We start from the raw sequence: 23,112 nt of genomic DNA on the forward strand, positions 1-23,112 counted from the left end.
TTCTACTACGACTCTCGTCGTTTCTCCGCGAGACGCTCCGGGATCTCATCGATGTTGTCTATAACAATCTCGAGAGCAACATCATGGACTTCACGGAGTTCGTCATCCCGAATTCCCATTTCGACGGAGTTTTGGTGTGACGGTGAAGTCCAGTTCGTCCTCGAACTCGGTCCAGGTTTCCTCGCGAGCGTACAGCGGGCTCTGTTTGACTTCGCTGTAGGGGAACGCCGGCCCTGTCTCAGTCGGATCGGGTTCGTCCTCGGCGTCGTCGTCCCCAGGCATATCGACCTCTGACGGATCTGGGCCAACGTCCTCGGAGTGTTTGCTCTCCGGCTCATCCATCGTTTCAGTATTGGGTTCTGTGTCTGTGGTCTCGTCGGGCTGTTCTTCTTCCGGTTCGTCGTCGGCGTCGGGCGCTGGTTCACCGAGGTTGAAGTCCGTCATTGTGTGACCCCTCCCTGTTCGATGATATCAGCAACTGCGCTGAAGTGCTCGAGTTGTGGATTCTCCGGCTGGTAAGCCGTCAGCGGTTGGCGGTGTTCGTAGGCGTCGCCGACCGCGCCCGTGTGTCGAATCGGTGGCTTCGGCGGCGTCATCTCGCCGGCGTCGATCGCCTCCCATTCGTCGGGTCGGATCCTCGCGAACGGCGGAACATGGTCATCGAGCACGGACTCAAGATCGTAGCCGTCGGGGAGCGACCCCTGTTGTGGCTCCACGCCGTCACGGCCGGCCAACAGGTAACTCGCGAAGCTCTCCTGAGTGTTCATCGCCTCGAGTAGCTTCCGGTCTTTCGTCTGGTGATCGATATGAGCGCTCAGGTCGTTGGGAACGGTCGCAAGAATTTCGAACTCCCCGAGCTGGCCTCGGATCGGCGCGACCAGCCGCGTCGCAGTCTCTCGAAGTCCGTTCAGCGCCTCCGGAACAGGCATCAACGGGAGGATCGCATTCGGTGCGGCGACGACTGCGTTGTTCGTGAGCTTGTTTCGCGAGCCCGGCACGTCGAACAGCATGTAGTCGTACCGGTCGCCAAGATGTTCGTCGACCAGCTCCTGTTTCATTTTCAAATCCGACGCAAGCACCGAGTCTTTCGATAACTCATCAGTGACGGTCTCGAGCACCTACGAACAGAGCCCCAGTATAGTTCTGTATCAGAGTTCGACCCGCTCCCGCTGTAGATGGTTCGGACTCACCTGATTCAAGCGTGAACCCTGATGAGAAGTAGAAGGTATGGTCTGCATCGTCGGCAAGAGTCCAACCCGTCATATCGATAGACGATCTCTCTTCATTGGACGCCACCGAGCGTGCTGAAGTGAACAATCGAAGGACAATCCAGCCTCCAGACCTGTAGTTCCGGATTTCGCGAGTTCACTCGCCACTCAAAGATACCTTTTGAGTCTTCTGTGCATCACAACCCCTTACAGACTACTCCCAGTGAGGCCAGTGTATATATCTGGAGGGGTGGTCCGTTTTCTAATGTAGTATTCTAATCTGCTAAACTTCGGGTATATTTTATAAGAGCTGCACAAAAAATTTGACGATGGCAATACCCAGTTGGATCTGGCCTGGTAATCAGTATGGAGATAAAGAGACCCATCAGTCTCCTTCTTTTGAAGGCTCAGAAATCGAGCACGCAACCAACGTATTCGAGGTTCTATCGAATACTACCCGATTGGAAATTCTCGTCGCACTTCATGAACAATCCGAATCACTCTCTTACACAGGGCTTCGAGAATCGATATCAGTTGATGATAAGGGGAAATTCAATTATCACCTCCGTAAACTAAAACCCTTCGTTTGTACCCAAGATGGAGAATACACGCTGACGAATCGTGGTCAAACATTCATACAGAGGATCGTATCTGAAGATGTAGTCCTTAACCACGAAGAACTAGCAGTTGAGGAGAAATAAATTTCTCCGAACTTTTAGATAGGCCCGTACCTAACATGCAACTATGCTAGTTTCAACTAAATGCAAGTGGTGTGAATCATGGAGGGAATAGATGAGCACTGGATCTGCTGATTCAGCACACCAATCAGAGGAACCGGAAGGTCCTACTGTGGAATTTTCACTTAGTGGTGTGCGAGATGGCTACATTGAATGTGTGCCGATCGCCCTCGGCGTGGCTGGATATGGTATCGTCTTTGGAGTCCTCTCCCGTCAAGCCGGATTAAGTGTTGCAGAAGCAGCATTTATGAGCGCAACCGTTCTTGCAGGAGCAGCTCAGTTAATCGCAATCAAGCTATGGGAAACACCAATTCCAATACTTACTGTTATTGGCACGACGTTTATCGTTAATTTACGTTACGTGCTGATGGGTGCAGCGTTACGTCCCTGGTTCAGCCAGCTTTCTCCGTTGAAAGCGTATGGAAGCGTCTTCTTCACGGCAGACGAGAATTGGGCACTTACTATGGGGAAGCTCAAATCGGGGAGCCATCAGGGTGCGTATCTTCTCGGAAGCGGGCTCGCAATCTGGTCGTTTTGGATCGTTGCAACGGTTCTCGGTGCGATAGCTGGCGGTGTGATAGGAGAGCCAGCCCAGTATGGACTTGATTTCGTTCTTACAGCGGTCTTTCTTGCGATTGCTGTCGGGCTTTGGGAGGGGAAGTCAAGTTTTCTGCCTTGGATAACTGCCTTCAGTATCGCTGTTCTCGGTGCGCATTTTCTGCCTGGGCGTTGGTACATTCTCTTTGGAGGCGTGGCCGGTAGTCTCGTTGAGGTGATTCGCTTTGATGAGTAGCGTCCAATTTGATCCGTTAGTTGTTGCTGTCATCATCGGGATGAGTGCAGCTACCTACGTGACAAAGGCTGGCGGACTCTGGCTTCTGGGTCATATTAATGTTTCAGACCGGACTGAAGCTGGACTTGAGGTGTTACCGGGTGCGATTATTATCTCAATTCTTGGCCCTGAACTGACTAGTGCTGGTCCTGCGGAATGGAGTGCTGCTGCCGTCGTGCTATTAGTGATGTGGCGAACGGAGAACGTGCTTGTTGCACTCGTTTGTGGGGTTGCGGCCGTTCTCCTGTTTAGAACTATCTCATAAGCCCTCCAAAAATCCCATCGTTAAGACCAGCAGTAAAATGAGAGCAAAAAAGCAGCCAAGATTTGATGAGTAGAGCTGATGAAGGCAACTAGAAGATATAAACATATTATAACCTAGTTTTGAATCAATAAACTAAAGTCATAGAAGATAACTATTAGATATGAAATGCCCAAAATAACCGAAATCGAAGCGATACCAGTTCGGCTAGACATATGTCCCCTCTCAGAATCACTCGGCATCGCACCCTACGTGACAACGTACACTGAGTTCTACGACATGGAGCGAGTCCTCATTCGACTCGACACCGATAGCGATATCACCGGGTGGGGTGAAATGCGCTCGACCCTCTCGACTGACTCTACAAAGGCGATCATCGAGACTGATATTGCAGACAAACTCATCGATGAACCCGTTTCGGCCGTTGAGTTACTTCCCGAGCGATTCGACTCGTTCCAATACTTCGACATTGATCCCTTCCTCGGTGGCGTCGAGATGGCAATGTGGGACGCGTGGGGTCAGTACCTCGAACAACCCCTCTACAAGCTCCTTGGTGGAAAGGTCCGCGAGAAGGTCGATGTCTCGTTTTGCCTTGGCGTACTTGAACCGGCGGAGTCTCGCGAACACGCCCGTATAGCCCTCGAACATGGGTTCGACGTACTCAAGACCAAAGCAGGCCGCGACTGGCGACAGGACATCGAACGCATCGTGGCAATGCACGATGAGGTCGACGGCCAACTAGAGTTCCGACTTGACCCTAATGAGGGCTGGACCACCGAGGAGGCCGTCAGGGTCGCTGCCTCACTCGAAGACGAGGGAATTTACCTCCAGTACCTCGAACAGCCGATGCGTATCGACAACTTCGGGTCATTCAAGCGCCTACGTGAGCGACTCCAGACACCTATCGCTGCCAACGAGGATATGTATTTCCGACACAATCTGCTCGAGCTCATCAAGCGAGACGCCATTGACGCGGGCGTTATCGATATGGTTCCCGCGGGTGGATTGCAGGCCGCTAAGCGACTTGCAGGCATCGCCGACGATGCTGGAATCTCTCTGTCCCACCACTGTGCGTTTGATCTTGGCATAAAGTCCGCAGCGCTGGCTCATCTCGTCGCCACTACACCCGCAATTAACCTGCCACCGGACAGTGTCTACTACGCTTGGGATGAGCACATTATCGAAGAACCCTTCGATTTATCCGACGGGACACTACCAATACCTGAGGCGCCTGGCCTCGGTATAACCGTCGATGAATCCAACGTCGAAAAGTACCGAATCGATCGATAGCTCTGGACTAATTTCTAATAATCTTTATCCGAAAGATTAAACTAATCTACTGACAATTAAATCCCATGGATAACGATAGTCCATACTCGGACTGCTTCTATAATTTCGAGCGTGAGATAGACGAAGAGGAGTGCATCAAGTTCGTTACGTCATTGCTTGATGTTGAGCCTGACCGTGTTCGAAGGCTGTACAGAGAGATTCGAGGCGATGAGACATTCCACGACATTATTGAGTCTGGGTTAGCTGAGACTAGCGTTAGACCCGACGAACTTGGACCGAACTGGCGGGACGTGCTCTACGTTCTCGTCCGTTTCCAAGCGCCTGATACTGTGGTTGAAACTGGCGTCTTCGACGGACTGAGTTCAGCGTATTTGCTTCGAGCACTCGACGTAAACGGAGGAGGAACACTGCACTCTATCGATATTAAGGACCCCGAAATTCTGCCGAGCGACATTGAAGATCCTACTCCAGGTTGGACGGTTCCCGATGACTTACAATCGTACTGGGACCTGAGAATTGGCGACGCCCGTGAAATTCTACCCGAAATCGCAGCTGAGACCACAATAGATCTATTCCTCCATGACTCCAACCACGATGCTGACCACATGGCATTTGAGTTTGATGCTGCCGCCAAAGGAATGGAAGCCAACGCGATACTCCTTGCAGACAACGTTGAGTACAACGATGCGTTCGCGAACTTCGCCGAGGATAACCTCCGAAACGTCTCTAAGCTCACTAATGCGAAGAAGTCACTCCAGCGCGACGGCGGTATCGTCCAGAATGATAAGCTGGGTGCTGGGTTAATCAGGTGAGTCTCCCCAATCCCCGGTAGTCGAAACCTCCTGACACTCTACTGTTGAGGAGTCCCATTCGTGTCTTAGAAAGCCATATCGGTGGCGGTGCCAATACTTACCGTCCACGTATCGACTTTCCCGGAGTACGCCCTCGTGCTTGAACCCAATTTTTTCGAGGACTCGACGCGAGGAATTATTGAACTCTCGCACATCGGCCCGAACCTTATGGAGTCGTAACTGGTCGAATGCGTACTGAAGGAGTAACTGGATAGCTTCGGTTGCATGGCCCTGTCCCTGCTTCTCAGGATCAACCCAGTAACTGATAGCTGCCGTGCCGTGCGTGTAACTCACCTCATGGATAGAGATATACCCGACGCGAGAGTCTGAGGTGGCAATAACAAACTGGTAATCACGTTTCTCTGTGTGGTTGTCACGTAACTGCTTAGTGTTGGTTGGGCCGTCACCGAGCATCGCTCGTCGAATCCGAGAGTCGTTGATATTGTTCCGTAAAAAGTCGAAATCGCCCTCCTCTACAGTCTTTAGTCGGACTTTCTCACCCTCAATAAACGTAGACCCTGGGATATTCTCAGACATTACTCTTCAAGTGCCTCTGTAACTTTGTCGACGAACTCGTCAGCTTCAATTTCGAATACTGTGTAGCCGTCTGGACTCCGGTGTCGGCCAATGTCGGTCATCTTTTCGCCGTCGATTTGGACTTCCCAGTCGTCCCGATACGAGACGTCTCGGCCGACGAACCGGATGGAAACTCCGAGTTTCGTCTCTAGTTTCTTAACGACGGCGCGCTTGAGCGTTCCGTCAGCGAACCGCGGTGGTCGGTACGCTCGGAGGTTGTAAGCCTCAAACTCCTGAACTGCATCCGTCCACCAATCAGGAAGAGATGCTACTTCAATCTCATCGTAGGGGTCGTCATCTTCTCCGGGATCTCGGTCTGCAATAGCCTCAACGGCGCTGGATGTGTCCTGTGACATTCTACAATTAGAGGATCACGTAGAGGTCACCGCCCTCCTCAACAACCTCGTAGGTAGGGACTCGATACTCGTCGGATCGAGCGAGGTTATAGCCTGACTTAATATCAAACTCCCAGCCGTGCCAAGGGCAGCAGACGAATTCACCATCACGCTCGTAGCGGAGTTCTCCATCATCATCTTCAACGAGTTCTCCGGTTAGTCGCCCCTCACAGGCAGGACCACCTTGATGGGTACAGTAATTGAGGAGACCGTAGTAGTCTCCGTCAAGGTTGAATACCGCTATCTCGCGCTCCCTGATGTCCACGATAACGTGTTCGCCATCGTTGAGGTCGTCTGCAGTTGTAACAAAGTGTTTTTGTTTCCCACTCATAGGTCGAATACATTTGCAGCAGTCTGGCCGTAGATATTCTGTATCTCATCGGCGTTGAACTCGGTGCGGAGTGAACTCAGCAGTGCATCAGTGTAGTCAAAGTCGTAGTGGGGATAGTCGGTTGAGAACATGAGGTTCTCGGCACCGCCGAACATCCGAATAGTGTGACAGAGGTATTCCGGATCATCGATCCCTTCAGTCGGTTGGCTGGTGAAAAAGAACTGGTCGCGGATGTAGTCGCTTGGGCGCTTTTCCAGCAAGGGCGCGTCGTTCTGCTTTTTGCCATACTCGTTGTCGTACCGCCGCATGAAGTACGGAATCCATCCAATTCCAGACTCCTGAATGACGAAATCAAGGGCAGGGAACCGGACCGGAACGCCGTTCGTGAGCATGGTTGATAGGTGCCACATCTGTTCAGCGGAGTGGTAAGGAACGTGGACCTCGATATAGCGTTTCGTGCCGCGCCACTGGATAGGGTAGTTACCAACGATGCCAGTCGCAGCATTATGAATCATTACTGGGAGTCCGGCGTCCTCGGCAGCTTCGTAGATAGGGAAATATTGCTTACGGCCTAACGGAGGGTGGACACCACCGCCAGGAATCATAACCGCCTTTATTTGAGATTCACTAGCTAGCCGGTCGATTTCCTCGGCTGATTTCTCGGGCTTCTGGGGTGTGACAACCATCGAACCGTGATAGCCTTCATCAAGAATGGTATCAAGTAACCAATTATTGTAGGCTGTCATGAATCCTGCCGCGAGTTCGTCATGGTGGACTAACCCGAGGCGGAGATTCAGGCCAGGCGTGAGGATGGCGTCGTCAAGATTGAGTAGTTCCATCGCGCGCTCAACGTCTTCGGGACTCCGAACGTCGTCGGTCTCGGCTCGACCGGTATCAGTCGGAGTGAGGTGGCCTGCGGAAGGGTACAACTGGCTCAGGTACCCGCCCTCTACCTGTCCTCGTTTTTCCTGATTGTTAACGTTAAGAACCTTGTTAAACGGTTCTTCAAGGTATGGCAGGATGTCATCCTGCTGTTCCGTCAGGTGAAGATCGGTATCTACGACTGTGAGCTCATCTACTGAGGAGACCGCTTGGTTTTTCTCCTTCATATTTCTTCCTACATAGTAATCATAAATAAATTTAACTCATTAGCTATAACTTGAATATAAAAGTATATAATATATAAATTGTATTGGGATATATTATATGACTAGTTGATAGAAACCGCCGTCCCATCACGACGAATCTGAACTCATAGAGTGTCCCAATATCTCTAAATAATATGCCCCCGACTATACTGTTACGTGGGTTCGACAACCGTCTACTGTCTACCCCTATTTTGAGTCTCTAGCGAAGCAGCTCTTCATACGAATCGTGGCATCCGGAGCAACGAAGGTAGTCGATACTTGTCGTCATGGAAATAGGCAACCACTCGGCTAGCGGAAGACCAATGACAGCCGTTTCGTCGAACTAATCTCGTCTCCTCTATTCAAACCGAATGGAGTTGAGATTTCATCGTAAGATCGACTTGTGAGTTCTTGCCCGAACCTCGACGGTTGCAATCATACGTTGATAATTAGCTGCTTAACGTTCGGTTGAGGACGTTTTTGTACGTTTTGGCCTCGAAATAAGATTGTCAACGTTAATGGACTCATCAACGGTATGAACGTCGTCCTCAATATTACCCGGGCCGAAAAGGACGGTGGGAATATCAAGACGGCGGAGGTAACGCGCATCGCTCGCTGCGTTGAACCCGACCGGTTCGGAATCTATACCCACGCTGTCCGCAGCATTGACAACAGCTTCAACGAATGGGTGGCCCGGTTCAACACTCATTCCCTCGAAAAAGAGCATCGATCGATATCCACATTGACTGGCTCTCCATTTAACCGAGCCCGGGAGATGGAATCTTCAAGCTGTTCGTCGTACGCAGTGGGGTCGTCGCCAGCATCAGGTAGTGTCCGCCAGAAGACCTCCATTAGCACGAGGTGATTGACTGATCGCCAGAGCGAAAACAAGAGACACGCAAACCCGAAGTAGAAAAATCGCAGGACGAAGTCCGTCGACGTCGTTGCGGCCATAAACCGTTTGATGGTCTTGTATCCGCTCTCGATCTCCCAGCGTGCTCCGTGCCCGATGGCAGAGGGTGAATAGCGATTCGTCATGAAGACGCTGTACTGCCGATTATCGGTCGCCTCGGAGCTTTTGTTTCGTCTGTAAATGGGGGTCGTCTCGTGCCAGTCGTTCTACGTTCTTTCCTCATGAGCCAGAAAATGGCCAGCCCGAGCGTTTCAGTATCCCCTCCCCCTCCGCAATACAGACGCAGGAATATGCTTTCGCCGAGATAGGGTATCTGACCCTCTCTAGAAGAGTGATTCTGCTTTCACAGAAAGCGGTGGTCTAGCGGAGACGTAACTGGGTACACCGAAAGGACTTAGAGTATGTATACATCATGCATACATGTGAGCACATCCATCCGCGTTTCAGACGAGACGAAAGAAAAACTCGATCGCCTCAAGCGCGATGACGAGAGTTTCGACGAGTTGCTAGCGCGATTGGCAAACGAAGAGGAACCGATCACTATCGGTGCGTGGGATTCGGACACAGCGGATAATGCCCGTGATGCCGTCGAGCGCTCTCGAGAGAGCTTCGGGCAATGACGTTTCTCGACGCGTCGGTTATCATCGACATGCTTGAGGGAGTCGATGAAACCGTCGAGTACGTCGAATCGCAGGACGAGCCCTATCTCACGTCGTCGATTTGCGTCTACGAAGTTCTGGCTGGGACGCTTGGACAGGGAGCAACCGATGTCAACGCGGAACGACAGCGGTTCAGTGGTGTCCGTGCCCTCGAGTTCAACGAGAATCTCGCGCTCGAAGCCGCTCGGCTCCAAGACGAACTCCTCGCAGCAGGTGAACGGATGGCCGTTCGGGATCTCATGATTGCGGCTACCGCTCGTTCGACCGGTGATCACCTCGTCGTCGCTGACGCTGATTTTCAGACGGCCGTACTTGAGCCCAAAATGCGAGTGACGAATCTCTGCGACGACTAATCAGTTAAGTTAGTTATGTACCGTGCTGACGGAGATACTACCATATCGACTTCTTCCGTTGGCGTTTGATGCTGTGAATCTACTTGAATTCATTCAAGAGTTTGAAAACACCCTGTCCGGCACCGTCTAGTTAGGCCAGTTTGAGGAATGAGCAGGTCACAGAGTTAATTTGGTGCTTGTCATCACACACGCTCCGATTCATCAGTCACGCGGGACGTTCCGCCTCCGAACGGAGGACGATCCGAAAACGGTCGCCGATACGTTCACCGGTCCGACACTACCGGTACTCGCATTTCAGAGGGGATCGCGAGTCGTCGAATACCTTCTGGTGAGCCAACAGACAATCTGGGGAGCTCACACAGCAAAGCAGATCAATTGCTGTCCATTACCGCGACTACCGGTCGGTCCGCGTCCAGAAGGATCGATTGAGTGACGCTTCCGAATAGCGCCTTGCCGACTGGCGATCGTTTCCGTCCTCCCAGCACGAGATATCGGGAATCTACTTCGGTAGCATAGTTCAGGATTTCTTCAGCGGGGTTTCCTGTTCGTCCGATCACTTCGTGCTCCCGCGAAATCCCCTCGGAAGCCCGTTCGGCGACCGTTCGAGCGATTTCTTTTCTGTCCTCATCCGTCGCCTTTTCATCGATGTTAATTTTCTCGTTGAGGAGATGGTCGTGCTCCGACTCTTCATACACGGACACGATGTGAAGCGGTTCGTCAAAGCGATCGGCTAACGTCGCCGCTTCCTTCACTACTGCTTTCGATCTCTCTTCGTCATCAACTGAAGCAACAATCGTCATATCATACTACTAGCTGCTGGAAGGCAAATAAATTTGGATTTGGTTGTAAAGGATTGACAGAAAGTAGCGCGTAGTGTTTTACGGACGGTCAAGACAGATAACTATCGAAATCGGAGAGGAAGCTATTGCCTGACAGCCACTTCTTTTCGTACGTCCATCAGAGTGTGAAAACGTCAATAATTACCAGTACTTGGAGCATCAAGATAGGTGGCGTAATACTGTTGTCGGCACTGGAGTGTTCTAGGCCTAATTCAGCGAGAGAATTCCGTCCGAAAGCCGAGCGGAGCGAGGTATCGGCAGATAACTGGCCGCAACGAATGTCGAATAGAGCCCTGTACGAGACGCGCTCGTGATCGAGTGTCGTTCGCCGAACAGTTCCGTTCGGAGAACTTGCTCGCCAACGATTCCAACAGATCGGTAGCCGTGTCGAGGCCGCAAGTGACAGGGTGTGAAGAGCCGATTCCGAGTCTGTTAGAATCGTGACTGGGTTGATTAACCCTTGCGCCGAACATATCCACTGTCGCGTACCTCTCCCACGCGACAGAGCGATCCCATCTCCCCACCCGCCCTTATCGTCATTCACCGTGGGCCCGCCCCGGCCCGCTGTGACTTTTCACTTCGCGAATTCGGTACAGTCGCCCGCCCCGAGCGGGTCGTCGTCGCCTCACGAACCGACTGTCACAGATCGCTCGAGGACATCATGAACGCTCTCGGGAAACGGTGCGGTTTCGTAGTCTCGTGACTTCCCATAGACCTCGATCGACCGCTCTTCGAAATCGACGTCAGACCAGCGGAGGCCATCACGTTTCTCGTCTTTCGGATCTGAGAACAGTTCCGCTCCACGCGCACCCGTTCCGTCGAGCATGACGACGATCGCTCTATCGCGGAACGCAGTCTCTCGATCGACCCGGATCGTTCCTTCGAGCGCCATGTCGACGCGCTTGGTGACGTAGTTGATGAGCTGCTCGCGATCGTCATCTGACCAGTACTGCGTTTTGCGCTTCCCGTCGTCCTCAGGGAGCGGATCCATCGCCTCGGTCGTGTCCGCTGGGTTCGTCTCGAGGAGTTGGTCTCGAACACACCAGGACAGGAAAGCACGAACGTACGCGAAGTACATCTGTGCCGTCGACGCTGAGATCTCCTCGTCGATCTTGGTTCGGTCGTATAGGTCCTCGCTGTATCCTCTGCTAAATTAACAGTGCCGAAACGGATCACGATTTGCCTAAACTCTCGGGATCAACCTCGATATCCCCGGGATCGCCCGCTTTGATCGCCTGGCCGTAGTTGAGCAATGCAACGAAGACGGTCCCACCCACGGCGTTTCCGATCGTTGTCCAAACGAGGAAGTGGCCGAACTCACCGAGAGTGATACCTTGGCCCAAGAACATCGCAGAGAGTACTTCGGTCGTCCCGAGAAGGGCATGATGGAAGGGGCCGAACCCGATAATGCCCGTGATCATCCAGATCAGCAGGACTTGACCGGCCGTATCACGGCCGGCAGCGACGAGCCAGGTTGCCAACCCCATAAGCCACCCTGCAATGATCCCGCTCAGCACGATCGCCCACCACGAGAGCGGAAGCAGGGCGCTAACGAGCGTATTGGCTGCTGCCGGCGTGAAAATTCCGAGTGCTGGACCAGCAATAGCGATAAATCCAGCAAACCCCGTACATCCAAGCAAATTAGCGACATACACTATCCCCCACAGCCGACCGAGATCACCCAGCGAAGCACGGCGGTCGATGACCGGAAGCACCCCTAACATAACATGAGCAGTGAACAGCTCCGTCTGGCCGATGATAACGACGATGAAGCCGACCGTCGCGACGTTTGCCAGAACGAATCGTTGGATGAGCGGCGACGAGAACCCTCCCGAAAAGGTCACTGCCATACCCATGAGAAGGGCCCCTACGCTCACGTTGATGCCAGCAGCGACGCCAGCGATGAACAATCCGCTTGCTGGCCGTCTGATCTGTTTGAGTGCGATGACGAGTTCTCGTTGTAATATCTGGCGGACTCCTAGGGTCGGTTCAGGGGTCCCCGTCTCTTCTTTGGATGCCATAGTATTCGATCACCGTCATCTTGGTTTGCGTGGTAGTGGCATGAACCCCTGTCCCTGCATTCAACCATGGCTGTGCCGACCAGCACGATGGAGCGCGGTGCCAGTCACAGAGAGAGTATGGAAACTCTTCTATGACAGCCCGTGTTCCAGCGTATCACTGAACTCGAGTTCATGGTTGAACTCGACAGCAGTAGGGGACTGTCAATTGCGAGCTTCAGTTCAGTGGGACTCTCCACGAGCGATACGGCGCCGTGTGCGTCGGTCAATACGCGATAGGGGGACTGTCAGACCTCGTGACCACGAATCACCGAACTCGAACAGCAACAAGGGACTATCACCACATGCAGCCCTCAGGGGCTACCAGAGATGTACAAACGACTGAAAACAGCGGCTCTGTTGAAATCCTCAACTGATGACAGGCTTGACACCCTCAGCGATAATGGATTTCCAAGATAGGGGGTTCGTCGACTGTTTCGTTGGAGGTCATGATTGTACGTTCTGTTCAGTTATAGGTTTTCTTCCATCTTGTCAAGAACCTCTGTTGAACAGTGTACTACCTGTACAGACCAACGTGAGCTGGATTCCGCGAGCGCTCGACACCAACGACAATCCTGACCAAGGGAACATCGCGATTCGCCCGAACGCCTTCATTACGAATATCGAGAATATCCACGACTATGTGTGGCGTAGTTAGGGTATGTATAATAGAGTCGCTCAAACCTGGTGGTCAGATATGGTCGGACTCTGCGGAGCGGTCAGCGATATCTCTGGTATCGATCCTCTTGTCGAGGACCTTCACTGGACTGGTGACGAACGCTCGCTGGAGGGTGAAGAGGGAGATGTAGCGGTGGCGTCGGTCACTCACCCCTTCGAGGCCGACCTCGGCTACGCGGAGACCGAGGGCGGTGACCGGATCTGGCTCTGGGGATCGGTGTGGGGGTTCGATGGCCCGGACGGATACGAACGGTTCAGAGAGACCGGGGCAGAGCAGTGTGCTACCAGATACGAACGCCACGGGATGGAGTTCGTCTCGGGACTGAACGGCAACTTCGCCGGTGCGATCCACGACAGCGAGACCGGACAGCTTTCCCTCTTCACTGATCGGTTTGGGACCCGTCCGTTGTACTATTCCGTGACCGACGACGGGATCGTCTTCTCGACTAACATTCAGTCGCTCCCCCTCCACCCGGGCGTCGAGACGGAGTTCGACGAGGCGTATCTCGCCGAGTACTTCGCCCTCCACCGACCGTTCGGCGTCCGGACACCACTGACCGGCGTAAAGAAAACACAGCCCGGCTCGGTGATGACGCTGGATCCCGACGGCAGTTACGAGAGACACCGGTACTGGCGGCCGGTCTATACGCCACGCGAGCGATCGCGGGAGTACTTCGCCGACCGCCTCGCCAGGACGTTCCGCGACGTCGTTGCTGACCGCACCGATCGAGCAGGCGAGTACGGACTCCTGTTGAGCGGTGGGAGCGATTCTCGACTCGTCCTGGCTGCGCTCACCGCACTCGATAGGCAGGTACAGACGTTCCATCTGGCCGAATGGCACAACCGGGAGGCGAAGACCGCCGCGAAGGTAGCTGCGGCGGCCGGCGCTCCCCTCACACTGCTCATCCGTGACGAGGATTATCTGGCCCGTTCACTCGCCAGTAACCCGGTGATGTCTAACTTCGTCGGCTACTTCAACCAGGCACACGCGAACGAATTCGCTGAGACGCTCTCCTCGAGCGTCGACGTCCTCCTCACGGGTCACTACGGAGATATGTTGTTCAAGGGTGACCACCTCCGCAAGTCATCGGTCGACCTTGGCCCGCTCGGGTCGTTCGACCTGCCACGCGAACAGCCGATAGAGACGGTCGAGGAGTTTGTCGACTACCGGGCCGATGTGAACACCCCCGCGTATCTCCAGCTACCACGGAGCGTACGGGAGATATACCGTGACGACGTCCGACAGGAGGGTGAGGAGGTCATCGATCACGGCGTCTCATACCCCTCGCTCCGGGAGGCGACGCTCGCCAGTCGCTGTCCACTCACGAACGGTACCTCGCAGTTCTTCTATCATGGGACCAGCCAGATGATGCCGTCGGGGACGCCGTTCCTCGACAACCGGCTGTTCGACCTCTTCCTCACCATCCCCGTTCGTCACCTGCTCAGGGGTGACCTGATCAACGAGGCGATCCGTCGTCTGGCGCCGGACCTGGCCGACTATCCACACGGGAGCGGCGTCGTCCCGATCCGATATCCGTTAGCAGCCCAGCGAGCAGGGGAACTCGCAACTGAGTTCATGCAGAAATACCTCCTGAGTGACCCCGAGAAATCACACTGGGGACGTGGACCCTGGCCCGACCACCACGAGCTTATCCGCACACACGAGTTCATCCCCAAAACACTCGAGAGACACAAGGAGACGATCCGATCGCTCCCGTTCCTGAGCTGGGAGGGAGTGAACGACTGCTACGAGGCCCACCTCGCCGGCGAGAGCCAGCTGGGGCCACTCTACTCGCTCGTCACCTTCCTCGAGATGCCTCTCGTATCCCGGGTCCAAGAGAGATAAGAAGCGACTCATTAACACGACGCCTCCCGCCGTCTCGACCCGTCGTCACTCACGCTGTGCTGGGTGAATCATCGAACCCAACCGCTGTTCCTCGGATGATCTAGGGTGACTGTCCACCGTTCGCCAGCAACAGCGGCCGCGGTGCGGTGCTGGACGTTCGCCACGATCCTGTCCGTTCGAGTATCAGTCGCTAACCCGTCCATTTAGCTCTTCGAACGTCTGCGGCCGATCCTCACGTTCCTCTCCGGCTCTGATCCACTGGATAGCTGCTGATTTCCCTGTCCGATTGTCGTGCGGACACGCTGACCGACTCGGGATCCTCGACAGCGTCGGGATCGTCCGGCACCACATCCACACCGGGCCGGCCTCGACGAGAGCCTTCCGACTCGAGACACGCTGCCGTCGTCCTCGAGTGATCGGAGCTTCTTGTACGCAGTCTCATAGGAGCAATCGATGTAATCGGCGATGTCTATGACCCACGTAGCCATGATGGACGAGATCGAGAATACGACAGTCGCCGAAACGATCGAGATCCGAGGTCCCAGACCGTATCGTCGTGGCGGTTGCTGCCCGCCTTGAGACCCACGAGGATCGACGAGGCCTGTCCTAGATCACGTCGAGATTGAGCACTGACTCGTGACGGAGGACGGCGAGGACGCCGCGACGTCGTCTCGAGCAGTGGCGAACGTAGCCGAAGATCTCCAACGATCACCTACTAACTCTCTATCATTGGTCTGCCCCATGGGGTGATAGGTGGTCGATGTGAGTACTGACGACGAAGACGACCTCAAGTCGATCAATATTGAGGTCCCGGGGGCCGAGAAGACTCGGTACGTCTCAGTAGAGTTGCCTCACGACCAATACGAACGTCTCGACGATCGTAAGGACAAGAATGGGCTCACGTGGCGTAGACTACTTATGCACACCCAACGCGAACTCGAGAACCCAACGGAAGACAGTTCGAGCCAATACGAACAACTAAATGAGACTCGTCAATGGCATGGCTTCACCAGGACAGGAATGCTGTTGCATGCCGCTCGCGTCCTCGAAGAGTATGACTGACCAGGTCAGCATTTTCACGTGACAGCGACCCCAAAGCCAAATAAACGACTCTGTTGAAATCCTCTTTGAGCGACAATATTCGGAGGAGGATAGCGGGTCAGCCGCTGCACAGCTACACGTTCTCAGCCGTCAGTTAGCCAGGCACTGTCTAGGATGGGAAAGCGGTCGTGGTAACGGCGTATCCGAACTTTCGACAGGACTACAATCGCAGTTCTCGGTTTTTCAGAATAACAGATCGATAGTAATACCGGAGCTATTATTGGATAAGGATCTTAATAGAATAGATATCATGTACGATTTAACTGGATTCCAGCGAGACCTGCTGTACGCTGTCGCTGGGTTTGACAAGCCTCATGGCCTTGCCATCAAAGAAGAACTGGAGAATTACTACGAGAAAGAGATTCACCACGGCCGACTGTATCCGAATCTGGATACCCTCGTTGACAAAGGATTGGTTGAGAAAGGTGAGAAGGATCAGAGAACAAACGTATACAGTATCACCAGACGCGGCCAGCGGGAATTTGAGGCTCGTCGAGAGTGGGAAGATCAGTACGTCGACCTCTGATCACCAGAAGGCGCAATAGTACAAGAAGGCGCAATAGTACAGACTTCGGTAGAACTGAGATTCTCGCAACTGCACTCTCCATCGTCACGGGATTCCATACTCCTCCAACTATCGTCATCGTCAGCTAGATCCGAATCTGGTTCTCGCCCAACTGAGGGGATTTGCGGTATCGTGTGACGCTGCTGAGCGCTTCCAGTCAATGATCCGTCGAGACGGCTGGGAACGTGAGGAGCGCCGTCGAGTTGAGGAAGGGCTTGTCGCGGTCATTGCTGGCAGGCGATCAAGCCGTACAGGGTCCACTTTTGGGAGACGGTCTGGGCCGGGATGTGGAGATCCGCTATCCCGAGTGGCAATGGCGACGGCAGCCACAGACTGGACTCGCGGAGTTTATGGGAGGAGGTCAGCGTGAGTGGAAACACACACTCTACGGGCGGTACTGAGCGATCTTGCATTCCGTCCGTTCAAAAGGCAGGAATTCGTTGAATCCCTGCTACGGCAGGTGGTGGGTGTGTCTCGGAACAACTGCCTCTGACATCCGAGACTAGCTTTTACTTTATTTTGAGGGATTATCAATCTATAGAAATCCATCGCAGGCTGCCGACATCTCCGACAACCAGCGACCGAACGATAGATCCGGGAAAACAGCGTCGTGACTCAGGCGGTTCGGAATGAAAGAAAGTGATGTCCGCGTCGGTTCGCGTCCGAACGCCGGTAGTCGTCGGTTCGTTCCGTCGCGATCCTATTCAGCAGTCGACCGGACGGATGGCGAACGGTCGGCAGCGGTCAGACTGTACACGTTGTAGCCACCGAAGCTCGTCATCACAGTCCCCGCGACGATGTCGCTCCACAGTGCCGGTCCCTCCAGGCCGAGAGTGAAGGGAGCAACGACGAGCCAACAGCCGAGAATTGCGACGAGTCCTGCACCGGTCGCGCTCGCGGACCGCCGGCTGCGAACGCTGGCGTAGTTGTAGCCGGCGACGAGGGCGACCGCGGTGCCGACCAAGATGTCGTTCCAGCGGGCGACTCCCGTTACGGCGAAGACGAAGGGGGCGGCGATCAGCCAGCAGCCGAGCAGGCAGTTTCCGCCGGCGGCGATCCTCGTCGTCGCGTCCATTCGCCGTTTAGGCCGACGCCATGTTACGACAAGTCTCCGCGCAGTCCTGGAGGACGTCCGCACAGACCTGACAGTGTTCGGCGTCGTGGCGTTCACATTCCTCGGCGCACTCCTCGCAGGCGCCGGCGCAGGCTTCGGCGAGTTGCGCGCTGTAGTTCGAGTTGCGAGCCATGAACCGCGCGTGCATCGTTGTCAAGTCGGCGACGTCGCGACAGAGCCGGAGACACTTGGCCATCTCCTCGCCCTCGCCGGCGCACTCGTCGGCACACCACTCGCACGCCTGAGCGGCTTCGAAGCAGTTGTCGATACAGTCCTGCATCTCCTCGTTCTCGCTGATGTGGTCGATCTGAGTCAGTGCCATTGCGATCGAACGGTCGTCGGCGATTGGCTTTGTTATCCACCGGCCACGAGGAACCGACCGAACGGTGAGGGGCGATACTCGCGACCGGAACCGCGGAATGGCCGATCGGTGAGGCGCGGTTCACGGATCATTACCGCGGGCCTAACGATGGATTTGCCGGTGGATCACTGTCACCGCGCCGCGTTCGCCCAGCCCACGTCGAGTTCGATCGACAAGGCGTCGTCTGTCTTGTCGATCAGGAACTCGAAGGCGCTTCGCTCGTCACCCTCGAGGTCGACGAACTCGTGGTCGTGGTTGTGATAGCCAAGCACGAGTCCGCGGTCCGCAAGTCAGTCGGCGAGTGCCGAAAGCCGAGTCGCCGTCTCCCGAACGACCGCCGTGTTCTCGAAATGGCTGTCGTTGAGATACCGGACGACGATCCGATCGCAGTCGAGAGCCACGCAGGTCTCAGCCGCTCTGCCGGGGTCGTCCTCGAGCACGTCGATTCCGACGTGAACGCCGGCGACCTCGAGGTCGGCCTCTTTACGGACGGTCGCCGCTTCGTCCGGTGAAATAGAGCGCGTCGGACTCCGGGTAGCCGTTCAACTGGACCGCAGTCGTCAGCACCATCGAACACTCGAAGACGCTGCTGGTGACGTGCCGGTCGACGAGCCACGCCGCGGCCCGCTCGAGGTCGCGGTCGAGCCAGAAGGCGTTGACCATCGACTGGAGATACGTGGCGCGGGTAGTTAGTGGTTCTACCGGCTCGACGTACTGTCCGAGTTTCGAGTGTTCCAGCTCCCGGATCACCGTTCGGGATCGATACAGTGGTCGTGTCGATGACGGGGTACCCGTCAAGAGCACGAGGGAATCCCGGAAAATGTTGGTGCGGACGTCTCGATCTCGAGACCTGTGGCGATCGCGACTCGAGACGCGGCTCCGACCGCCACGGCGTCCGAACGTACTCGAGATGCGACCGATCTCCGGAGACGCAGGCAGGCCCTATTTCGCCTGTCAGGTGAAACGATTGTCAGCACATGTCTGTCGCTCCCGATCCCCCGGAGATCTTCGATCGTGCGGCCGACGAGGGAGAACGACGCCTCGATCAGTCGTGGCTCGAGTTGATTTCGACCAGCTTCATCGCCGGGTTCACGATCGTCTTCGGCCTCGCGGCGCTCGGCATCGTCCACTCGGTCGTCGCACCGCGGGCCGGTGACGTCGCGAAACTCCCGGGATCGCTCGCGTTCGGTCTCGCCCTCGTAATGCTTGTCGTCGGACGGTCGGAGCTGTTCAACGAGAACTTCTTCGATCCGGTCGCGACGGCGATCGAACGAGACGACTCGTGGCTGATCGGCCCGCTGCTCCGCCTGTGGTCCGTCACGTTCGCGTTCAACCTCGTCGGCGGTGCCCTCATGGTGCTCGTGCTGTCGGTTCCCGGCGCGCTCCCCTCCGGAACGGACCATGCGCTAGTGACGGTCGCCGAGGAGATCGTCCACCGGGAGCCGACGGGGGTGTTCGCGGACGCTATCGCGGGCGGTGCGCTCGTGGCACTACTCTCTCACCTCCTCGAGGCCGTCGACGGTGTCGGCGGCCGGATCGCAATGGCGTACATCGTCGGTATCCTGCTGGCACTCGGCCCCTTCGATCACGTCATCGTCACTGTTCTCCACGTCTTCTTCGGGATGCAGTTCGGTGCGAATATCGGTGTCGGTGCGCTGGGGACGACGACCGCCGTCGTGACGGCCGGGAACGTCGTGGGAGGGCTCGGGTTGGTTACGGTCAGCCACATCGCTCAGGTCTCGGGGGAGCGATAGTCTCGAGTCAGCTACCCACCGCTGAAACGGTGGGCTTGCCAGTGGACTCGCGTTCTGCCGATACAAACGTATCGGACGCCACTTCAGTAGCGTTCACGGTCATCGTCCCTGACTTCAGGGCGTACTGACAGAACGCCCCTCCAGCAGGAGACTTCTGCCCCCGCTGGAGTTTCAACGCTAGCTTCCGCGCCACGTTCTTCGCGGCGTTGTAGTCCGCATTTGCCGTATACTCACAGTCGAGGCACTCGAAGTGTTGGTCGTCGCGGTTCTCCTCCAGCGTACACCCGCACTTCGAACACTGCTGGCTCGTGTACTGCGGGTTCACAGTCTCCACGACGAGACCACACTCTTCTGCCTTGTACTCGACCATTGTCTGAAGAGCGTTGAACGCCCACTGCTGGAACTTCTTCCCGTCGTTGATACGCTCTCGAATCCGCTCCAAGTTCTCGAACGCGATGTGTGTACACCCGTGTCGGCGGGCTTCTTCTACGATAGTCTTAGAACACTGATGGAGGTAGTCTCGACTCCACTGCCCGAATCTGTCCCCGATGCGGTGGTAGGTTAAGTGGGCGCTCCGCGTGCCGGTTTGCTGGAGGCTGGCGCGGCGTTTCTCGAACGCGCGGCGTTTGTGATATGAGGGTACTCTGGATCGAAGAGAAAACGGTACCAGCCGCTTGACGTCACAGGCAGTCGTGATTGGCTAGCGCGACACGCTGACGATGTAAGCCGGGGCGTCCCTACGACTCGATCTTGTCGACGATATCTCGAGCCTCCTCTTCGGCCTTGTCTTCGCCGACGCTTTTCTTGATGAGAACGGACTCCACCTTCCAGTCATCACTATCATCTTCCTGTCCCATTCGCACTTCACTCCCCTCTGAAACCGAGTGGGCAGGATCCTCTGCCCAATCAGGCGTCCGAATTTCGTCGAATTGGTCCGGATCTCTAAATCGGACGTGGATATAGTCCTCTTCTGTCTCTACCTTGTTGACTCCAACCATGCTTAATCCTATCATTTGAACGATAATGAGAGGGACGGCAGTATTAGCAAGGTATGATCTTCCCATAGAGTGCTTTACACGATATTTATTTCAGATGGGTTATAATTTCTTCTGCTCTCTCTTTTCCAGAGCACTCGCATCGTTACTGAGAATGCGAAAATTGGGATCTTCGCATCTGCAACCTGATTTCTTGGCTGAACCGATTAATCGTATCTCCCCATCACTCCTGATACGTGCTGGATGAATACTGCCACAGTTGTCACACACTGCTGCTGCTCGCTGTTTTCCCTCCTCAATAGTCATCGGTCATCTACCCACGGCTAAAGCCGTGGGCTTGAGCGTGGGACTCCCCTTCTGCCGACACGGTGTCGTAGGCGGTGTAATCGCCGTTCAGGGTCACTGTCCCGCTCTTGAGGGCAAGATGACCGTCGCCCAACCCCGAGGGGCGTTTGCCCTCGGGTAAAGAGAGTAGTCGCTTCCCGATGTTCTTGGAAGCGTTGTAGTCGCCGTCTCCCTCGTATCCGCACTCGTTGCACTCGAACCACCCATCCGAATTCCGGTTCGTGCTTGATTGATGGCCGCACTTCGAGCAGGTCTGCGAGGAGAACGCGGGATTCACGCTCTCGACGCGAATCCCGTACTCGGTGGCTTTCCACTGAATCATCTCCTGTAACTCGCGGAACGCCCACTGGTGCATCTGGCGTTTCAGTTGGTCGTCGGAGGCGTCCATCCGCTCGCGGATATGGGTCAAGTCTTCGACGGCGATGTACGAGCAGTCATAGTGGCGGGCTTCTTCCACAATGCGTCGAGAAATAGTATGCAGGCGGTCCAAGACGAAGCGGTTTTCTCGCCCCGACAGTCGCGCTAACACCTGCTTCGCGGAGCGAGTGCCTTTGTCTTGGAGGCTCCGGCGCACGCGGAAGTAGTGGTTCTGCCCCCACAGTAATTCACCACTGTCGTAGAACGACCCCGTGCTGGTCACGGCGACGTTCTTCAGATTCAGGTCAACACCGAGAACACGGTCACCCTCACGCTCCTCGACCTCTTTCTGCACGACGATGTGGAGGTAGAAGTCACTCTCCTGTTCGTCGTAGTGGAGCGTCCCCATTCGTTTCTCGTAGTCGTCGTCATCGAGGTAATCGGCTTGGTATTTGCCGAGGTCGAATTCGACTTCGACCCGAGAATCCACGGTCGAGAGGGTCGCGCTCCTCTCGTTGATGGTCAGCGTGCGTTTGTCGTAGACGACAGTTGGCTGGTCGAACGTCGGAACGGGGCGACTGTTGCCCTCTTTCCAGTCTGCGACCGTTGACTTCATCATTTCAACCGCCTTCGAGTAGGCGCGAACACAGAGGTTCGCGGGCAGGTCGGTCACGTCACGGAGGTCGTGGTAGACTTGATCGTGGATGTTCGTCTTCGCAGTGATGAGGTAGCCGTCGTCGTTGCGACCGTTCTCGATGCTGTAATTGACGGCAGTATTGAATTGCTCAATGGTCTGGTGGAGGTGGGCTCGTCGCTCGTCGGGCACGTCGAGTTTGACCCGAACGGTACGTTGCACCTCCATGACAGACTCACATTGAGACTGGTTATTTAAATTAGCAACGATTATTTCAGGAGTCGGATTTGCTGGTATCGGCGGACTATGGCATAGAGTTTACGCGCTTCCTCCCACCCCTAAAGGGGTGGGCTTCCGCGCTGTACTGCTGTGAGAAGCAAGACCCGCCTGAATCCTGGTCCTACGATGTGGTTTCAGTGGGTTCGTGACCGGGAAGGCAGATGAGATTCTCCCGACCCACAGAGATCTTCGTTATCTCTCCGTCGTCTTCCAGGTCCGACAGCAGGCGACTGACCTTGGCTTTTGACCAGTCAACTGTATCGACGATTTCGGACTGTTTCATCTGTCCCCCGTTCTCCTGCAGCAGTCTGTAGACCCGCTTCTGATCAGAGACTATCTCTGTCTGGCGATGTGCTGACTCGATAGTACTGGTCTCCCTGAGCCCGAATCGATCCCTCACGAAAAGAACGCCGAGAACCATGAGAACGCCGATCCCAAGTACTGGTATAAGATCATCCGCGATCCACGCGAAAGATACTGTAACGTCGCCTGTTCCAAACCTCTCGAAAACGATATCTGTTCTGAACATGTGATATGTCCTTCCTGAGACTCGGTTTCCGGTCGATACATGTGTTTGCACCATCCGCTAATACGCGGCCAGTGCACATCTTTTCCCGATCTCGCCTCTCAGGCCAGAATCTATGATACCAGAC

The 23,112-nt window shown here is 55.1% G+C and carries 29 protein-coding genes and 1 pseudogene; 11 read left to right on the forward strand and 19 right to left on the reverse strand.

Features of this window, described 5'->3' with window-relative positions; all coding sequences use genetic code 11:
- Window positions 1-102: 102 nt before the first annotated feature.
- Window positions 103-444 carry a hypothetical protein gene (locus tag WD430_RS20385; protein ID WP_339105954.1) on the reverse strand — a complete coding sequence of 114 codons (342 nt, stop codon included), beginning with the start codon at window positions 442-444 and terminating at the stop codon, window positions 103-105.
- Window positions 441-1,118, reverse strand: a complete 678-nt coding sequence (locus tag WD430_RS20390; protein WP_339105955.1) for an AAA family ATPase — start codon at window positions 1,116-1,118, stop codon at window positions 441-443. The genes WD430_RS20385 and WD430_RS20390 overlap by 4 nt, the downstream gene beginning before the upstream one ends.
- Window positions 1,119-1,537: 419 nt before the next feature.
- Here WD430_RS20390 and WD430_RS20395 point away from each other — a divergent pair, with 419 nt between their 5' ends.
- The 5 genes from WD430_RS20395 to WD430_RS20415 all read left to right on the forward strand — a co-directional run bounded on the left by WD430_RS20395 (window position 1,538) and on the right by WD430_RS20415 (window position 5,141).
- Window positions 1,538-1,909, forward strand: coding sequence for a citrate synthase (locus WD430_RS20395; RefSeq protein WP_339105956.1), 372 nt, complete (start codon window positions 1,538-1,540; stop codon window positions 1,907-1,909).
- Between the two features lie 91 nt (window positions 1,910-2,000).
- The gene (locus tag WD430_RS20400; protein WP_339105957.1) at window positions 2,001-2,738 is read left to right on the forward strand and encodes an AzlC family ABC transporter permease; all 738 of its coding nucleotides are present in this window, start codon (window positions 2,001-2,003) and stop codon (window positions 2,736-2,738) included.
- A complete protein-coding gene (locus tag WD430_RS20405; protein WP_339105958.1) occupies window positions 2,731-3,042 on the forward strand; it encodes an AzlD domain-containing protein in 312 nt (103 codons plus the stop codon). Before WD430_RS20400 ends, WD430_RS20405 begins: the two co-directional genes overlap by 8 nt.
- Window positions 3,043-3,207: 165 nt before the next feature.
- Window positions 3,208-4,329: a mandelate racemase/muconate lactonizing enzyme family protein gene (locus tag WD430_RS20410; protein ID WP_339105959.1), complete on the forward strand. Its 1,122-nt coding sequence runs from the start codon at window positions 3,208-3,210 to the stop codon at window positions 4,327-4,329.
- Window positions 4,330-4,394: 65 nt separating this feature from the next.
- A complete protein-coding gene (locus WD430_RS20415; protein ID WP_339105960.1) occupies window positions 4,395-5,141 on the forward strand; it encodes a class I SAM-dependent methyltransferase in 747 nt (248 codons plus the stop codon).
- On the opposite strand, the gene WD430_RS22645 is transcribed toward WD430_RS20415, so the two are convergent.
- From WD430_RS22645 to WD430_RS20440, 6 genes and pseudogenes are all read right to left on the reverse strand, one after another.
- Entirely contained in the window at window positions 5,130-5,717 is a 588-nt protein-coding gene (locus WD430_RS22645; protein ID WP_407067151.1) for a GNAT family N-acetyltransferase, read from the reverse strand. The two genes, WD430_RS20415 and WD430_RS22645, sit on opposite strands and share 12 nt — an antisense overlap.
- Window positions 5,717-6,112, reverse strand: a complete 396-nt coding sequence (locus tag WD430_RS20420) for a hypothetical protein (protein WP_339105961.1) — start codon at window positions 6,110-6,112, stop codon at window positions 5,717-5,719. The genes WD430_RS22645 and WD430_RS20420 overlap by 1 nt, the downstream gene beginning before the upstream one ends.
- 7 nt (window positions 6,113-6,119) lie before the next feature.
- A complete protein-coding gene (locus tag WD430_RS20425; protein WP_339105962.1) occupies window positions 6,120-6,482 on the reverse strand; it encodes a Rieske 2Fe-2S domain-containing protein in 363 nt (120 codons plus the stop codon).
- Window positions 6,479-7,591, reverse strand: a complete 1,113-nt coding sequence (locus WD430_RS20430; RefSeq protein WP_339105963.1) for an amidohydrolase family protein — start codon at window positions 7,589-7,591, stop codon at window positions 6,479-6,481. Before WD430_RS20430 ends, WD430_RS20425 begins: the two co-directional genes overlap by 4 nt.
- Before the next feature lie 475 nt (window positions 7,592-8,066).
- Window positions 8,067-8,336, reverse strand: a complete 270-nt coding sequence (locus WD430_RS20435) for a M20/M25/M40 family metallo-hydrolase (protein ID WP_339105964.1) — start codon at window positions 8,334-8,336, stop codon at window positions 8,067-8,069.
- Window positions 8,337-8,452: 116 nt separating this feature from the next.
- Window positions 8,453-8,728 (reverse strand): annotated as a pseudogene (locus WD430_RS20440) (transposase); the annotation flags it as partial.
- A 216-nt stretch (window positions 8,729-8,944) separates the two neighbouring features.
- On the opposite strand from WD430_RS20440, the gene WD430_RS20445 reads away from it, so the two are divergent.
- Both WD430_RS20445 and WD430_RS20450 read left to right on the forward strand, forming a co-directional pair.
- Window positions 8,945-9,142 (forward strand): antitoxin VapB family protein, encoded by a 198-nt coding sequence (locus WD430_RS20445; RefSeq protein ID WP_339105965.1) that lies wholly within the window; start codon window positions 8,945-8,947, stop codon window positions 9,140-9,142.
- The gene (locus tag WD430_RS20450) at window positions 9,139-9,534 is read left to right on the forward strand and encodes a PIN domain-containing protein (protein ID WP_339105966.1); all 396 of its coding nucleotides are present in this window, start codon (window positions 9,139-9,141) and stop codon (window positions 9,532-9,534) included. The genes WD430_RS20445 and WD430_RS20450 overlap by 4 nt, the downstream gene beginning before the upstream one ends.
- 371 nt (window positions 9,535-9,905) lie before the next feature.
- Here the strand turns inward: WD430_RS20450 and WD430_RS20455 are convergent, their stop codons facing one another.
- The 3 genes from WD430_RS20455 to WD430_RS20465 form a co-directional block, all read right to left on the reverse strand.
- Window positions 9,906-10,334 carry a universal stress protein gene (locus tag WD430_RS20455; RefSeq protein WP_339105967.1) on the reverse strand — a complete coding sequence of 143 codons (429 nt, stop codon included), beginning with the start codon at window positions 10,332-10,334 and terminating at the stop codon, window positions 9,906-9,908.
- Window positions 10,335-10,998: 664 nt separating this feature from the next.
- Entirely contained in the window at window positions 10,999-11,451 is a 453-nt protein-coding gene (locus WD430_RS20460; RefSeq protein ID WP_339105968.1) for a hypothetical protein, read from the reverse strand.
- A 94-nt stretch (window positions 11,452-11,545) separates the two neighbouring features.
- The gene (locus WD430_RS20465) at window positions 11,546-12,394 is read right to left on the reverse strand and encodes a formate/nitrite transporter family protein (RefSeq protein ID WP_339105969.1); all 849 of its coding nucleotides are present in this window, start codon (window positions 12,392-12,394) and stop codon (window positions 11,546-11,548) included.
- 733 nt (window positions 12,395-13,127) lie between these two features.
- On the opposite strand from WD430_RS20465, the gene WD430_RS20470 reads away from it, so the two are divergent.
- Both WD430_RS20470 and WD430_RS20475 read left to right on the forward strand, forming a co-directional pair.
- A complete protein-coding gene (locus tag WD430_RS20470) occupies window positions 13,128-14,954 on the forward strand; it encodes an asparagine synthase-related protein (RefSeq protein ID WP_339105970.1) in 1,827 nt (608 codons plus the stop codon).
- 1,351 nt (window positions 14,955-16,305) lie between these two features.
- On the forward strand, window positions 16,306-16,581 hold the full coding sequence (locus WD430_RS20475) for a PadR family transcriptional regulator (RefSeq protein ID WP_339105971.1): 276 nt from the start codon (window positions 16,306-16,308) through the stop codon (window positions 16,579-16,581).
- Window positions 16,582-17,320: 739 nt separating this feature from the next.
- Here WD430_RS20475 and WD430_RS20480 read toward each other — a convergent pair.
- The 3 genes from WD430_RS20480 to WD430_RS20490 all read right to left on the reverse strand — a co-directional run bounded on the left by WD430_RS20480 (window position 17,321) and on the right by WD430_RS20490 (window position 18,367).
- On the reverse strand, window positions 17,321-17,695 hold the full coding sequence (locus WD430_RS20480) for an SPW repeat protein (protein WP_339105972.1): 375 nt from the start codon (window positions 17,693-17,695) through the stop codon (window positions 17,321-17,323).
- A gap of 7 nt (window positions 17,696-17,702) precedes the next feature.
- Window positions 17,703-18,056, reverse strand: a complete 354-nt coding sequence (locus WD430_RS20485; protein WP_339105973.1) for a four-helix bundle copper-binding protein — start codon at window positions 18,054-18,056, stop codon at window positions 17,703-17,705.
- Between the two features lie 170 nt (window positions 18,057-18,226).
- A complete protein-coding gene (locus WD430_RS20490) occupies window positions 18,227-18,367 on the reverse strand; it encodes a hypothetical protein (protein ID WP_339105974.1) in 141 nt (46 codons plus the stop codon).
- Between the two features lie 78 nt (window positions 18,368-18,445).
- On the opposite strand from WD430_RS20490, the gene WD430_RS20495 reads away from it, so the two are divergent.
- The gene (locus WD430_RS20495; protein ID WP_339105975.1) at window positions 18,446-18,607 is read left to right on the forward strand and encodes a hypothetical protein; all 162 of its coding nucleotides are present in this window, start codon (window positions 18,446-18,448) and stop codon (window positions 18,605-18,607) included.
- Here WD430_RS20495 and WD430_RS20500 read toward each other — a convergent pair.
- Window positions 18,579-18,758: a hypothetical protein gene (locus WD430_RS20500; protein ID WP_339105976.1), complete on the reverse strand. Its 180-nt coding sequence runs from the start codon at window positions 18,756-18,758 to the stop codon at window positions 18,579-18,581. The two genes, WD430_RS20495 and WD430_RS20500, sit on opposite strands and share 29 nt — an antisense overlap.
- Before the next feature lie 314 nt (window positions 18,759-19,072).
- Here WD430_RS20500 and WD430_RS20505 point away from each other — a divergent pair, with 314 nt between their 5' ends.
- On the forward strand, window positions 19,073-19,849 hold the full coding sequence (locus tag WD430_RS20505) for a formate/nitrite transporter family protein (protein ID WP_339105977.1): 777 nt from the start codon (window positions 19,073-19,075) through the stop codon (window positions 19,847-19,849).
- A gap of 7 nt (window positions 19,850-19,856) precedes the next feature.
- On the opposite strand, the gene WD430_RS20510 is transcribed toward WD430_RS20505, so the two are convergent.
- From WD430_RS20510 to WD430_RS20525, 4 genes are all read right to left on the reverse strand, one after another.
- A complete protein-coding gene (locus WD430_RS20510) occupies window positions 19,857-20,546 on the reverse strand; it encodes a transposase (RefSeq protein WP_339106172.1) in 690 nt (229 codons plus the stop codon).
- A gap of 40 nt (window positions 20,547-20,586) precedes the next feature.
- On the reverse strand, window positions 20,587-20,847 hold the full coding sequence (locus WD430_RS20515) for a hypothetical protein (protein WP_339105978.1): 261 nt from the start codon (window positions 20,845-20,847) through the stop codon (window positions 20,587-20,589).
- Window positions 20,848-21,157: 310 nt separating this feature from the next.
- A complete protein-coding gene (locus WD430_RS20520; protein ID WP_339105979.1) occupies window positions 21,158-22,408 on the reverse strand; it encodes a transposase in 1,251 nt (416 codons plus the stop codon).
- A 172-nt stretch (window positions 22,409-22,580) separates the two neighbouring features.
- Complete coding sequence (locus tag WD430_RS20525; protein WP_339105980.1) at window positions 22,581-22,988, reverse strand: winged helix-turn-helix transcriptional regulator; 408 nt, start codon at window positions 22,986-22,988, stop codon at window positions 22,581-22,583.
- Window positions 22,989-23,112: the final 124 nt, after the last annotated feature.

This window comes from Haloterrigena sp. KLK7 (genome assembly GCF_037914945.1).
GTDB classification, from domain to species: domain Archaea; phylum Halobacteriota; class Halobacteria; order Halobacteriales; family Natrialbaceae; genus Haloterrigena; species Haloterrigena salinisoli.